The sequence below is a fragment of the Ureibacillus thermosphaericus genome (genome assembly GCF_002370195.2).
Lineage (GTDB): Bacteria > Bacillota > Bacilli > Bacillales_A > Planococcaceae > Ureibacillus > Ureibacillus thermosphaericus.
Map to the genome: position 1 here is coordinate 3,110,144 of NZ_AP018335.1, position 14,148 is coordinate 3,124,291.

16 protein-coding genes are annotated in these 14,148 nt (G+C 36.8%); all 16 read right to left on the reverse strand.

The window, feature by feature from the left end; all coding sequences use genetic code 11:
• Positions 1-5: 5 nt before the first annotated feature.
• Positions 6-650, reverse strand: coding sequence for a bifunctional phosphoribosyl-AMP cyclohydrolase/phosphoribosyl-ATP diphosphatase HisIE (hisIE, locus tag UtA1_RS15025; protein ID WP_096552568.1), 645 nt, complete (start codon positions 648-650; stop codon positions 6-8).
• Positions 650-1,408: an imidazole glycerol phosphate synthase subunit HisF gene (gene hisF, locus UtA1_RS15030; protein ID WP_096551886.1), complete on the reverse strand. Its 759-nt coding sequence runs from the start codon at positions 1,406-1,408 to the stop codon at positions 650-652. Before hisF ends, hisIE begins: the two co-directional genes overlap by 1 nt.
• Positions 1,409-2,041, reverse strand: a complete 633-nt coding sequence (gene hisH, locus UtA1_RS15035; RefSeq protein WP_096551888.1) for an imidazole glycerol phosphate synthase subunit HisH — start codon at positions 2,039-2,041, stop codon at positions 1,409-1,411.
• Positions 2,038-2,643 (reverse strand): imidazoleglycerol-phosphate dehydratase HisB, encoded by a 606-nt coding sequence (hisB, locus tag UtA1_RS15040; RefSeq protein WP_096551890.1) that lies wholly within the window; start codon positions 2,641-2,643, stop codon positions 2,038-2,040. The genes hisH and hisB overlap by 4 nt, the downstream gene beginning before the upstream one ends.
• Positions 2,644-3,924, reverse strand: coding sequence for a histidinol dehydrogenase (gene hisD / locus UtA1_RS15045; RefSeq protein WP_016838708.1), 1,281 nt, complete (start codon positions 3,922-3,924; stop codon positions 2,644-2,646).
• Positions 3,925-3,941: 17 nt separating this feature from the next.
• A complete protein-coding gene (hisG, locus tag UtA1_RS15050) occupies positions 3,942-4,568 on the reverse strand; it encodes an ATP phosphoribosyltransferase (RefSeq protein ID WP_016838709.1) in 627 nt (208 codons plus the stop codon).
• Entirely contained in the window at positions 4,565-5,728 is a 1,164-nt protein-coding gene (locus UtA1_RS15055; RefSeq protein WP_096551892.1) for an ATP phosphoribosyltransferase regulatory subunit, read from the reverse strand. The genes hisG and UtA1_RS15055 overlap by 4 nt, the downstream gene beginning before the upstream one ends.
• Positions 5,729-5,948: 220 nt before the next feature.
• The gene (locus UtA1_RS15060; RefSeq protein WP_096551894.1) at positions 5,949-6,488 is read right to left on the reverse strand and encodes an acyltransferase; all 540 of its coding nucleotides are present in this window, start codon (positions 6,486-6,488) and stop codon (positions 5,949-5,951) included.
• A 1-nt stretch (position 6,489) separates the two neighbouring features.
• Complete coding sequence (ppaX, locus tag UtA1_RS15065; RefSeq protein ID WP_096551896.1) at positions 6,490-7,125, reverse strand: pyrophosphatase PpaX; 636 nt, start codon at positions 7,123-7,125, stop codon at positions 6,490-6,492.
• A gap of 2 nt (positions 7,126-7,127) precedes the next feature.
• Positions 7,128-8,066: a nucleoside recognition domain-containing protein gene (locus UtA1_RS15070; protein WP_096551898.1), complete on the reverse strand. Its 939-nt coding sequence runs from the start codon at positions 8,064-8,066 to the stop codon at positions 7,128-7,130.
• A gap of 18 nt (positions 8,067-8,084) precedes the next feature.
• Complete coding sequence (gene lgt, locus UtA1_RS15075) at positions 8,085-8,903, reverse strand: prolipoprotein diacylglyceryl transferase (RefSeq protein ID WP_096551900.1); 819 nt, start codon at positions 8,901-8,903, stop codon at positions 8,085-8,087.
• 36 nt (positions 8,904-8,939) lie between these two features.
• On the reverse strand, positions 8,940-9,878 hold the full coding sequence (gene hprK, locus UtA1_RS15080) for an HPr(Ser) kinase/phosphatase (protein WP_016838715.1): 939 nt from the start codon (positions 9,876-9,878) through the stop codon (positions 8,940-8,942).
• Between the two features lie 134 nt (positions 9,879-10,012).
• Positions 10,013-10,375, reverse strand: a complete 363-nt coding sequence (gene cccB / locus UtA1_RS15085; protein WP_096551902.1) for a cytochrome c551 — start codon at positions 10,373-10,375, stop codon at positions 10,013-10,015.
• 309 nt (positions 10,376-10,684) lie between these two features.
• Complete coding sequence (locus UtA1_RS15090) at positions 10,685-11,914, reverse strand: EAL and HDOD domain-containing protein (RefSeq protein ID WP_096551904.1); 1,230 nt, start codon at positions 11,912-11,914, stop codon at positions 10,685-10,687.
• 150 nt (positions 11,915-12,064) lie between these two features.
• Positions 12,065-12,532: an S-ribosylhomocysteine lyase gene (locus UtA1_RS15095; RefSeq protein ID WP_096551906.1), complete on the reverse strand. Its 468-nt coding sequence runs from the start codon at positions 12,530-12,532 to the stop codon at positions 12,065-12,067.
• A gap of 70 nt (positions 12,533-12,602) precedes the next feature.
• A complete protein-coding gene (locus UtA1_RS15100; RefSeq protein WP_096551908.1) occupies positions 12,603-14,144 on the reverse strand; it encodes a long-chain-fatty-acid--CoA ligase in 1,542 nt (513 codons plus the stop codon).
• Between the last annotated feature and the right edge of the window lie 4 nt (positions 14,145-14,148).

Below are 14,148 nucleotides of genomic sequence, written 5' to 3' on the forward strand. Positions count from 1 at the left end.
TGAAATTATTTTGTAATTTTTGTGCTCGCTCTCTTTTGTTGATGGCGTTCTACCAACACTTCTAGCACATCGTACACGCTAATTTTTTGTTCCTGTAATAATACAAGTAGATGATAAATCAAATCAGCTGCTTCCCATTTCACTTCTTCCGGATTTCGATTTTTCGCACCAATCACTACTTCTGTTGCTTCTTCACCAACTTTTTTACAGATTTTGTCGATGCCTTCATTGAATAAATAAGTAGTATAAGCTCCTTCTGGCATCTCTTTTTCGCGTTTCTCAATGATTTCTACTAATTCTGGGATAATACCAACGCTTCCAACTTTCCCTTTCTCCACAACTATTTCTGTGAAGCAGGAAGTTGTTCCATTATGACAAGCAGGGCCAGCAGGGATGACTTCAACAACTAGCGCATCTCGGTCGCAATCAGTTGTTATTGAAACAACCTTCTGCGTATTTCCGCTCGTTTCTCCTTTATGCCAAAGTTCATTACGAGAACGTGAAAAAAACCATGTTTCCCCAGTTTCCACCGTTTTATGTAGCGATTCTAAATTCATATAAGCGACTGTTAATATTTCTTTCGTACGTGCATCTTGTACAACAGCAGGGATTAGACCCTTTTCATCAAATTTTAAATTTTCGATTTCCATCATCTGACACAAACTCCTTTTTCGCGCAAATAGGCTTTTACTTCTGCCACGCTTGTTTCTTTATAGTGGAAAATCGATGCTGCAAGGGCTGCGTCAGCATCAGCATCTTGTAATACTTCTCGGAAATGCTCCTTATTGCCTGCACCACCGCTTGCGATAACCGGCACAGTCACCGCATCACGAATTGCTTTCGTTAACGCTAAATCAAATCCTGTTTTTTCGCCATCTCTATTCATACTTGTTAATAAAATTTCTCCTGCTCCAAGTTCCACCGCTTTTTTTGCCCATTCAACAGCAGTCCAATTCGTTTTATTTCGCCCACCATGGGTATAAACCATCCAAGTACCGTCTTCTTCAGAATAACGTGCATCAATAGCGACAACAATGCATTGCGAACCAAAATAATCTGCACCTTCTCTAATTAATTCTGGTCTTTCGATTGCTGATGTGTTGACTGATACCTTATCCGCTCCAGCTCGTAAAATTCGTTTCATATCCTCTAACGTGCGAATTCCGCCTCCCACCGTAAATGGAATCGCAAGTTCTGTAGCCGTTTTTTTCACAACTTCAACCATCGTTTGTCTGCCTTCGAAAGAGGCTGATATATCTAAAAACACAAGTTCATCTGCACCTTGTTCATCATAATACTTTGCCAATTCTACCGGATCTCCTGCATCCCGCAGACCTACAAATTGTATACCCTTTACGACTCTTCCATCTTTTACATCTAAACAAGGTATGATCCGTTTTGTTAACATCTAATTCACCCCTTGCAGCCACTTTTTCAGTAAATAAACGCCGAATTCTCCTGATTTTTCAGGATGGAACTGCATACCGCAAACATTGCCGCTTTGAACAATGCCGGGAACATTCACACTAAAATAGTCGGCAGATGCCACCACTTGAGAGGAGGTAGTATTTGCATAATAAGAGTGAACAAAATAGACATGTTTGTCCTCTGGCATTCCTTCCCCCTCTAACCATTTTGGAATTGAGTGAAATATCAATGAGTTCCAGCCCATATGAGGAACTCGGTATTTTTCTCCCTGCTCAGAAATTCCAGAAAAACGAACGATTTTTCCTTCAAAAAATCCGAAACCTTTTGTCGGAGCAACTTCTTCACTTTCTTCAAATAACAGCTGCATTCCTAAACAAATGCCAAGAAGTGGTTTACTGTTCTTTACTTCATTTCGAATAAACTGATCAAGCCCAGTTTCTTTTAGCTTCTTCATTGCATCAGGAAAAGCGCCGACTCCGGGCAATATGAGAGCATCAGCTTCACTTAACACCTCTGTTTTGGATGAAAGAATTACTTCTGCATCTAATTTTTTTAACGCTTGTACAACGCTAAATAAATTTCCCATGCCATAATCGATTACACCAATTTTCATGTAAGTAGTCCTTTCGTTGAAGGTACTCCTTTAACTCGTGGATCGATTTGAACAGCGTCATCAATCGCGCGAGCAAGGGCTTTAAAAATCGCTTCTATAATATGATGTGTGTTATGTCCATAAGGAACGATTACATGGACATTCATTCTTGCTTCTAAAGCAAACTTCCATAAAAATTCATGTACTAATTCCGTATCGAATGTTCCTACTTTTTCCTTCAATTCAGGCGCAACACGATATTCTAAGTGAGGACGATTAGAGCAGTCTACAACCACTTGTGCCAATGCATCATCCATTGGTACAAAAGCATTTCCGTATCGACGAATGCCTCGTTTATCACCTAACGCTTCTCGAACTGCTTGTCCTAAAACGATTCCGAGATCTTCTGTTGTATGATGATCATCAATATGAGTATCACCGTTTGCAACAATCTTCCCATCAAACAATCCATGCTTCATAAACAAATCGAGCATGTGATCCATAAAAGGAACACCTGTATCAACTTCTGCTTTTCCTTCTCCATCTAAATAAAATTCTATTTTGATTTGCGTTTCTTTCGTTGTTCGTTCGATTTGAGCAAATCGTTTCTTTGTTTGTGCCATTTAGTTTTCACCTTTCTTCCAACCTCTCGATTCTACAGCTCTTGCGTGAGCTTCTAAACCTTCCATGCGGGCAAGTCTTGCAATTTTTTGCACATTCTCTTTCCATGTTTGTTCTGTATAATAAACAATGTTTGTCTTTTTAATAAAATCATCTACATTTAATCCGCTAGCAAAGCGCGCTGTGCTATTTGTCGGCAATACGTGGTTCGGACCAGCAAAGTAATCCCCGACCGGCTCAGAGCTGTAACGGCCGATAAAGATTGCACCCGCGTGGCGGATACCCTCACTCACTTTTTCCGCATTTTCAGTCACAATTTCTAAGTGTTCAGGTGCAAGCGTATTTACTGCTTCCACTGCCTGATCCATATTTTCTGCAATATAAATATGTCCAAAGTTTTCAATAGAAGCTCTTGCAATTTCTTCTCTCGGAAGTTGTTTTAATTGATTTTCCACCTGTTCGCTCACAGCTTGTGCCAACTTTTCGCTCGTTGTAATTAAAATTGCGCATGCCTGTTTGTCATGTTCCGCTTGGCTTAATAAATCTGCTGCTATTTCATCTGGATAAGCCGAATCATCTGCGATTATACAAATTTCACTTGGTCCAGCAATCATATCAATCGCTACTTCACCAAATACTTCTCTTTTTGCTAATGCAACAAAAATGTTCCCTGGCCCTGTAATTTTATCGACAGGAGCAATTGATTCCGTTCCATAGGCCAACGCTGCAATCGCTTGGGCACCGCCAATTTTATAAATTTCATTCACGCCCAGAATGTTAGCTGAAACAAGAACTGCAGGGGGAAGTTTACCATCCTTTCCACAAGGAGAAGTAATGACGATGCGTTTTACCCCTGCAACTTGAGCAGGAATAACATTCATCAATACAGAGGAAGGATAAGCGGCAGACCCACCCGGCACGTATAATCCTACCGAATCTAGTGGAACAATTCGTTGAGCAAGGTACGATCCGTCAGTTAACGGCAATGTATACCCATTTCTTTTTTGCGCTTCGTGATAATTGCGAATATTGTTTGCCGCTTCTTCTAAGTCCTGCTTTAATTGAGGGTCAAAGTGTTGAAGCGCTTCATTGATTTCTTCTTCTGTCACACGTAAATCAGAAAGAACAATTCCATCCCACATTTCCGTATATTTACGAACAGCTTGATCGCCGTTTTCACGAACATCTGCCAACACTTGACGTACCGTTTTTAGCTGCTCTTCATTTCCGCTCTCAAGTTCTCTTTTTAACGAAATGTTTTTAGATAACTTAGAAATTTTCATGTTGTTTGACCTTCCCTCTATTTCACAATTTTCTTCAATCGGGATACAATTTCTTGAATTCGTGCATTTTTCATTCTGTAGCTTACTGGGTTTGCAATTAAACGAGAAGACACATCGGCAATGTGTTCATATTCCACTAGTCCATTTTCCTTTAATGTTCTTCCCGTTGAAACAATATCCACAATGCGATCAGCAAGACCAATCATCGGCGCAAGTTCAATAGACCCGTTCAATTCAATGATTTCCACTTGCTCACCAATGCCCTTATAATAATTCATTGCAATATTTGGATATTTCGTAGCTATGCGAGGTGCAATTTCATCCATTTCTGTATTTGGCAAGCCTGCTGATGCGATATGACATTTACTAATTTTTAAATCCAATAGCTCATGCACAATTCTTTGCTGTTCTAATAATACGTCCTTCCCTGCAATTCCAATATCTGCAACGCCATGCTCTACATAAACGGGAACATCCATTGGTTTCGCTAAAATAAATCGAATGTTCTCTTCTGGAATTTCAATCATTAGCTTCCGTGACATTTCCACTTCTTCCGGCAATTGAAATCCAGCATCTATTAACATTTGAAACGCTTCTTCAAAAATGCGTCCTTTCGGCATAGCAATCGTTAATTCACTATTCATTGTTCTTCCCCCTGGCTCAATTCAACGACCCGACTAAACAATTTTGTAAATGCATCTTTATTAATCAATCCTTCTTTCGCTTGTACCGTTACACGAGCACCCTGTTGTCTTAACGTATTTGCAAGTTCTAACGCCCTATTAAATTCCTCATCTTCAAATAGGATGCAAACAGTCTCTTCAACCATTTCTTCTTTAGGCAATGCCTCAAGAAGTCGATCGATGCGAATGCCAAAACCTGTTGCTCCTACATCACTACCGAACAAATTTAATAAACCATCATAACGTCCACCATTTCCAAGTGGGAAACCACTTCCTGATGCGAAAATCTCAAATAACATGCCAGTATAATAATTCATGTGGCTAGATAGTGTAAAATCGAAAGAAACATATTGCGAAAGACTGCATGCTTCAATTAATTTAGCAAGTTGTTTCATATATTCTACACCATCGTTTTTCCTTACATATTTTTCCATATCTTCGATGGCAGCTAAGTTTGTTGCTTCATTAATAAATTCGAGCAATGCATTTGCTTTTGTTACAGGCAAATCAAATTCATGCACCGCTTCTTCAAATCCCACATAGTTACGCTCAACAAGCAATCTTTGTAAAGTTTCCCGTTGATAATCGTGGTCTGTATAATCATTTAAAATATCATGCAGTACACCTGCATGCCCAATGGTTAATTTGAATGATTCAATTCCAAACTCTTTCATCAATTCGATTACTATTATCAGTACTTCCGCATCAGCGTAAACCGATTTATCTCCAATAATTTCAATGCCCATCTGACCAAATTCGGCTGGTCTTCCACCTTCCATTTGTTGCGCACGGAAAACATTTGCCGAATAAGCTAGTCGGAGTGGGATTTTTTCTTTTAATAATTTAGATGTCGCAACCCTTGTAATGGGGGTCGTCATATCGGGACGCAAGACAAGGGTATTTCCTTGGCTATCCACCAATTTAAATAGGGATGCGTCAGAAATAGCTGATGCTTTTCCAACAGTATCGTAATATTCTAAAGTTGGTGTCTCAATAAAATCAAACCCACGTGAACGTAAAAATTGCCGACCTATTTGCCTTGTTCTTTCGATCTTTTCATATATAGGCGGGAATGTATCTCTCATTCCTAGAGGTTTTTCAAACTTTTTGATTGATGACATATTCACACATCCTGTTATTTATACTTTAACATATTAGAGTGTTAGATAATTAGAGAATTAGTATATGAAAGCATTTTATCGAACTTTTAAAGATTCGTCAATTCAAAATTGGTGGTAATAGGAAATGATATATTTTCTAAACTGTTGCTACTATTCAGATAATTTAAGCAATATTGCTTCTTATTTTTATAAAAAAAGATGCCTAGAAAGATTCATCTTTCTAAACATCCTCTTTCCCACTCGCCTGTTTTTTTCTTCTCCGTTCCGCCATTTCTTCAGCTGTGAAAATGATGCGCATGGGATTTCCACCGACCATCGCCCCAGCTGGAACATCTTTATTCACTAATGTAGCAGCCGAAACGATTGCTCCATCGCCAATTTCGACACCAGGCAAGATGGTGGAATTCGCTCCCACCATCACTTCATTTCCTATTTTCACATCGCCTAATCGATATTCATCAATTAAATATTCATGAGCTAAAATCGTTGTATTATATCCAATAATCGTATTATCACCAATTGAAATACGCTCTGGAAACATCGTGTCAGGCATTACCATTAGCGCAAGAGAAGTTCTCTTTCCGATTTTCATTTTCAAAAAGGTGCGATAAATCCAATTTTTTAATCCCATAAACGGAGTAATTCGACCAATTTGAATAAAGATAAAACATTTTACAACCTTCCAAAAAGAAACGGTTTTATATACATGCCATAAAGAGTTGGCGCCTCCTTGAACTTTGTATGTTTCAGTTCTCCGCATATTACAACCCCTTCACGATTGTTAGTAAATCGGAAATATGATGCAGCATATAATCCGGTTGGAATTGTCGTAAATATTCTTCTCCTTTAATTGACCAAGCAACTCCAGCTGTTTTTATACCTGCATTTTTTCCTGCTAAAATATCGTGATAATTATCCCCAATCATCAAAGCCTTCTCTTTTGGCATTTTCAAACGCTCTAATGCTAGTAAAACAGGTTCCGGATCCGGTTTTACTTTCGTAACATCTTCTAAACCTATCCAGAATTCAAAGTAATGTTCTGCTTTCATGAATTGAAGTCCTCGTTCGATTGTATCCCTTTTTTTCGTTGAGACAATCGCTAATTTATGCCCTTGCTTTTTTAATTCTTCTAAAGTTTCATTGACACCATCGAATTCTTTCACATAATGATCATGATAAGCATGATTCCATTGGCGATATTTTGCAATCATTTCATCGACTTCATTTGGCGCAATTTGTTCAAAAGTCTCTTTTAATGATGGACCAATGAAGTTGATGCAATCTTGTGGCGAATATTGCCCAGGAAATTTGTCGTTTAATACATGCATAAATGTTTGGATAATTAATTCATTTGTATTTAATAACGTTCCATCAAAGTCAAATAATAAGGCTTTCATTCTTACTGGACCACTTCCCTATTTAATGCCTTTAGTTCTGTTCTATTCCAAATAAATGCAATAATAATCGTCAGTACAAATGCTGTAATTACTCGTATAATTAATAAAGGTAAAATCGGAATTCCTAAAGGCGTAAAAATAAGCGTATCCTCAATCACCGCGTGACATGCAACTAAAAAGATAAAGCATAATGTAGCATCTTTTTTACTCACACCATCTTCTTGTACTGATTGAATCATCACACCTGCTCCATAGGCTAAACCAATTACTAATCCAGCAACTAATGTCATCGCTGCATTTGGTTTTACTCCAATTACTTTCGTCAATGGAGCCAGTAAATTTGATAATTTATCTAAGAAATGATAGTCACGTAAATATTGCACGACAATCATTAAAGGAATGACAATAATTAATAATTGCAAAATCCCTAAACCCGCTTTTTGGAGTCCAAGTAATAATATTTCTCCCCAACCGTCCGGATTAGGATTTTGTGCAGGAACTAAGCCATACTTTGCAATTTCTCCTCCACCGTTCCAAAGAAATCGAATCACTAAAGCAGATAAAATCGCTAAACCAAATCTGACAGTAAGAATTACCCATAGTTTTACTCCTACCTTTAATGCAACACCTGTTTCAATGAAAATGTTGTGGGAGAAAGATAGCATAACTGCAAGAATAAACACTTCTTTGACAGTCAACTCAACTGAAAGTATTCCAGCAATCCCTGCATATAAATTTAAAAAGTTCCCTAGCACAAGGGGAATAGCGGCTTCACCACTTAATCCTAGAATTCCCATGAATGGTTCAATCAAGTCAATGAGCCAAGGTAATATTGGTGTAAATTGTAAAATTGTCACAATAAACGTAATTGGAAAAATAACTTTACTTAAAGACCAGGCTGTTTTACCGCCTGCAATGAACCCCTTTTTCAACGTTGACATTCTCATTTTCCTTTCTATCTATTCATCAAAATATCGAACAACAGGACGAACTTTCCATCTGCGATAAAAAATGCTGGCAAATCCGACGATGATTAACGTCACTGAAACGACTTGGGCTGAACGTAAATCTCCAATTAAATACAAGCTATCTGTTCTCATCGATTCAATAAAGAATCGTCCTATTGAATACCAAATTAAATAAGAGAAGAAAATTTCCCCTCGTTGTAAATTGGCTTTTCTAAATAGCAATAAAATAATTAAGCCAACTAAATTCCATAATGATTCATATAAAAAAGTTGGATGAACATATGTCCCTAAATCATGAATGTACATTTGCTCAATAATCCAATCTGGCAAAAATAAACTTTCTAAAAATTCACGGGAAACGGGGCCGCCATATGCTTCTTGATTCATGAAATTTCCCCAACGGCCAATGATTTGGCCAATTAATATACTTGGAGCAGCAATATCCGCAACTTTTAAAAAGCTTACTTTTTTCACACGACAGAAAACATATGCAGTTGTAATTGCCCCAATCAACGCTCCGTGTATAGCAATACCGCCGTTCCAAATCTCAATAATTTTTTCTGGATTAGCACCATAATAATCCCATTTCATGATGACATAATATAGGCGGGCACAAAGTATGGAAATCGGCACTGCCCAAAGCAACAAATCTCCAAAGAAATCTTCAGGCAATCCACGTTTTTTTCCTTCCGCTTGTGCGACAAAATAAGCAATGATGATACCAGTAACGATGATAATACCATACCATCGCACAGATAAAGGACCTATGCTAAAGGCAACCGGATCGATTGCTAACAAAATATTCTCCATATGAACTCCTCTCAAATTTAAATCATCTTTCAATAATTAATATTCATCAATCTCATCATGCATTGCAATAACTTCGTCTAATCTTCTTGAGAATTCCAATGCAGGATTGATGCCAATCCTTTTTAAACGATAATTCATTGCTGCTACTTCAATAATAACGGAAACATTTCGTCCAGGGCGAACCGGAATCGTTAATTTTGTAATTTCCGTATCAATGATTTTCATTTTTTCTTCATCTAGCCCTAATCGATCGTAAGTTTTATTTGGATCCCAAGTTTCCAACTCCACGATTAATGTAATGCGTTTATATGGTCGAACAGCACTCGCACCAAATAAAGTCATAATATTGATAATGCCGATTCCGCGAATTTCTAATAAATGCTCTAGTAAAGGTGGGGGACTCCCAATCAATATATCTTCGGCTTCTTGTCGAATTTCTACACAATCATCCGCTACGAGTCGATGTCCTTTTTTAATTAATTCTAAAGCTGTCTCACTTTTCCCTACCCCACTTTTTCCAATAATTAAGACACCAATTCCATACACATCGACTAATACACCATGGATGGCTGTTGATGGTGCTAATTTACTTTCCAAATAATTGGTAAGCCTACTTGAAAACCTTGTCGTTTTCATGGACGTAACTAATACTGGTACATTGTTTTCATTAGAGGCATCAATTAATTCTTGAGGAACATCCATATTTCTAGAAATAATAATTGCTGGTGTTTCCTGCGAACATAGTTTCATCATCCGTTCTTGCCTTAATTCCGGAGGGAGCATTTCAAAGAATGATAATTCAGTTCTTCCAATAAGTTGCACACGATTCGCAGGATAATGGGTAAAATAACCTGCCATTTCTAAGCCTGGTCTAGAAATATCGCTCGTTGTAATATGGCGACCAATCCCTTCATGACCACTTACAAGGGTTAATTTAAATTTCTCCATTACATCTTTTGTTGTTACTTGTGCCATTCTTCTCTCCCACCTTTTTTCACATATGTATTTATTTTAGCATTATAGTATACTTATCCAAAATAAAAAAGGAGACGTGCTCATAACGTCTCCCAAGACTCACTAATGTAAACGCTTTTATTTTTTAAACAAAATTATTTTTGTTGTGCCAACCATGCAGCAGCGGCTTCAGCATCTTCACCTTTCAGTAATCCGCCAGGCATTGCACCTCTACCGTTTAGAATGATATCTAAAATTTCTTCTTCAGACAATCTTGAACCAACATCTGAAAGTGCTGGAGTATTCCCCATACCTTGCAAGTTACCGCCATGGCAAGTTGTACAATTGCTCATTACAAGTTCTTCACCTTTGTTAGCTTCTGTACCGCCATCTGTTGTTTGTTCATCTGTAGTATTGTCGTTAGTTGAACCTCCGTCAGTAGCTTCGTCTCCGCCGCCACCACAAGCACCAAGAACAAGGGCGGATCCGAATAATAATGCTAACCATGCTTTTTTCATCTGAACCCCTCCAAAAAAATAATAAAAAATGCAATACATGTTCATTATATCAAAATTGTTGAACAAAGAAACATTTGGACAAATATCCAAAGTTTAGATAATACCGCAAAAAGCAATAATATCAACACTTCTAACATTTGTTTCAGGTTTGTGAATTATTTGTGAAAGAGTGTTCACATTCAAATAAAAAAGGAATAAATTATTTTAGTATAATTTTGAAATCCATTTACGAAGGTTCATGTAAGAATATTGTGCGCAAATAAAAAAATCCTATTCAACAATCATTGAATAGGATTTTTTCGCCATAATTTATATGGAGCTTTTCGTATATTCTAAAGCCATTCTGTATATATATCCTAAATCAGCCGTAGAAATGCCTAACTGTTTCGCTAATTGATTTGCTTTTTCCAAATCCATTTTTGTCAATGCAATGCTCAGTTGTAAATAAATAGTCATCTCCGTTTCCCTGCCACAAATCGTTTCGATGACTACTTCCGAAAACGGTAATTGTTGAACAATTAATTGAATGGGTCTTTGTAAAATTGTATCGATTAATGAAAACATCCCTACTAAATAATACTCGGAATAATTTTGTTTATTCTTTTTTCTTGCAAGCAATTCACAAATTTTGGCACGGAAAATGGATGTTCTCATTAATTCAATGTAAACATCTGATGGTTCATCCGCTAGCCCTTCATCAACTGCTAGTAAATAAAGAAATTTACGCAGTTCGATTAACCCTAACATCACGATTGCTTGCTTTACCGATCGCACTTTCGATTTTTTTCTGGAAATATTATTAATTAACTGAAGTAACTTGTAAGTTATAGATATGTTCTGTTCTATTTTTTCAGCAATTTCTTGAACGTTGGAATTTTCTTCTTTTAATAAGCTCATTACTTCAAAATACTGCAACATATTCATGGGTATATCCACTGATTTAATAATTTGAGGCTGTTCAAAAAAATATCCTTGAAATAGTGAATAATTTGCCGCTTTTGCTTCTTCAAATTGAGTACGATTTTCTACTTTTTCTGCCAACAGTTGAATGTGGGGAAAGAAATTTTTCACACGCTCTTCAATAATAGCTCTTCCGGATTTAGGAGTGCTTAAAAAATCGACTTTAATAATATCTACATTTGCAAATAACGTGTTGTAATATTCTATATTTTGTCTTAAAACAAAATCATCTAACGCAATTGTAAAACCTCGTTTTCTCAATTCTACAATCCGCATAATCAATTCAATCGTAATCGGCACATCCTCTAATATTTCGATTACAAATGTAGAGGGATCAATTAAATCAATGATATTATTCGTCATTAACAAATTTTCCGTAAAATTTACGAACCCTGGTAATCCATTTGTTAATTCATTCATTCCTATAGTAAATACGGAGTTTTTCAACACTTGAATTGTTGCATTATCTGAATCAACTTGTTCATATTGATTTGATTCATTTCTTCTGTATAAAAGTTCATAAGCAACCACTTCCTCATGTGTATTAAAGATTGGTTGCCTACCTACAAGCACTTCCATACCAATATCCCCACTTTTTCATTATGTACAATTCCAATAATATACAATTTTTATGATAAAATACAACGAAAAATAAAACTAGAACAAAAATACGACATATGAAAATTATACAAAAAAGTATCATCCTTAAAAGATGATACTGCATAAAATTTATTCTCCTTTAAAAACAATCGACCATTCACTACGTTTTTCCAACATTTCTTTCGCCAATTGTTTGGCCCCTTCTAAACTATGATTTGCTGCCCAGCCACATTGCACTTCATTGCAAGCAGGTACTTCTGTCGCTTCCATTACATCGCGAAGCGTTTTTTCTAAAATATTCAAGACTTCTTCATAGTCATCATGGTTAATCATTGTAAGATAAAATCCTGTTTGACATCCCATCGGACTCAAATCCACCACTTGATTTGTATGATTACGAATATGTTCAGCCATTAAATGCTCTATTGAATGAAGTGCTGCCATTTCCATATGTTCTTTATTTGGCTGTTTAAAACGAATATCATATTTTCGAACCACATCACCATTTTTTCCTGTGACTACACCAGCTAGGCGTACATATGGTGCACTAACTTTTGTATGGTCTAAATTAAAACTTTCCACATTCATTTTTTCCATTTTTCTTCCCTCTTTCTTCCATATTTCGCTATCTTTAAAGTTACACTTCATCTATTGTACTGGTTCCCTATTATTCTGTCACTTTTCGCTCAATCCGTTCTTTTAAATGACGTTTCAAAATTTTCCCAGTAGAGTTTTTCGGCAATGATTGTATAATATGAAAAATCTCTGGAATTTTATAAGTTGCCAAATGTTTTTCACAATGTTGAAGTAACTCATCATAAGAGGCTTCTTCCTTTAAAACAATAAAGGCATGTACTTCCTCTCCATAATCTTCATTAGAAAAACCTACTACAGCTGCTTCCAATACTTTAGGGTGGGCATATAATACTTCTTCCACTTCACGCGGATATACGTTATATCCCCCTACAATAATTAAATCTTTTTTGCGATCGACGATATAAATATATCCTTCTTCATCTTGTCTTGCCAAATCGCCAGTATATAACCAACCATCACGAATGGCTTTATCTGTTTCCTCAGGAGACTTATAATATCCTTTCATGACATTTGGTCCTTTACATATTAATTCTCCAACTTCTCCAATCGCTACATCATTCCCCTGATCATCTACCACTTTATTTATTACGTTCGGAATGGAGGTACCAATTGAACCGGGTTTTGGCTTTTGTGTCGGAGAATTAAAACATGTAACTGGCGCTGCTTCCGATAATCCGTACCCTTCAAAAATTGGGATGTTAAACCTTTCTTCAAAATTTTCGAGTACTTTGATTGGGAGCGGAGCACCTCCGGAAATGGCTAATCGTAAACTAGAGAAACTTGAAGGCTCTCCTTCTTTGTATTGATGAAGAAAACTATACATCGTAGGAACCCCAGCAAACACGGTCGCATGATATTCCTTTGCAAGCTGAAAAATATATTTTGGAGAAAACCTTGGTGCAATTAGTATCGTTGCACCAGTGCTTAATGGAACATTCAACACGACTGTTAAAGCAAATACATGATAAAAAGGCAAGGTGGCAATCACTCGATCTTCTTCCGAAAACAAAAAATAATCTCCAACGTCTCGTGCATTGGCATATAGATTTCCGTGAGTCAACATCACACCTTTAGGATGGCCAGTCGTTCCAGATGTATATAAAATGATCGCGATATCGTCCGCTTCCAACGATACCGGCTTCATCGAATATGAATGCTTTATTAAATCAGAGTAAAAATGGTACTTGCCTTCTTGCCGATCATGAAAAAGATGTGATGAATCTTTATCACAAAGAATTGAACCTTTTATTTGTGAAAATTTATTGGACAATTGATTAATTCGCTCTATCGAATCTTCTCCAGCAATAATCCACTTTACATCTCCATTGTCAACAATGTAAGACATTTCATCCAGCGTATACATCGGATTGATGGGAATTGAAACTGCTCCAATACGCATCAATGCATAATAAGCAATTAAAAAATGGGGACAATTTTGAAAAATTAGTGCTACATGGTCCCCTTTTTGAATGCCCAGTTGATTCATCGAAAAAGCAAGACTGCTTACTTTTTCTTCAAATTCACAGTAAGTTGTTGAACGACCTTCAAAAATATAAGCGATTTTTTCTGGGTGGTTTAAAGACTGTTCGCGAACTTTTTTTACTAAATTCATACTA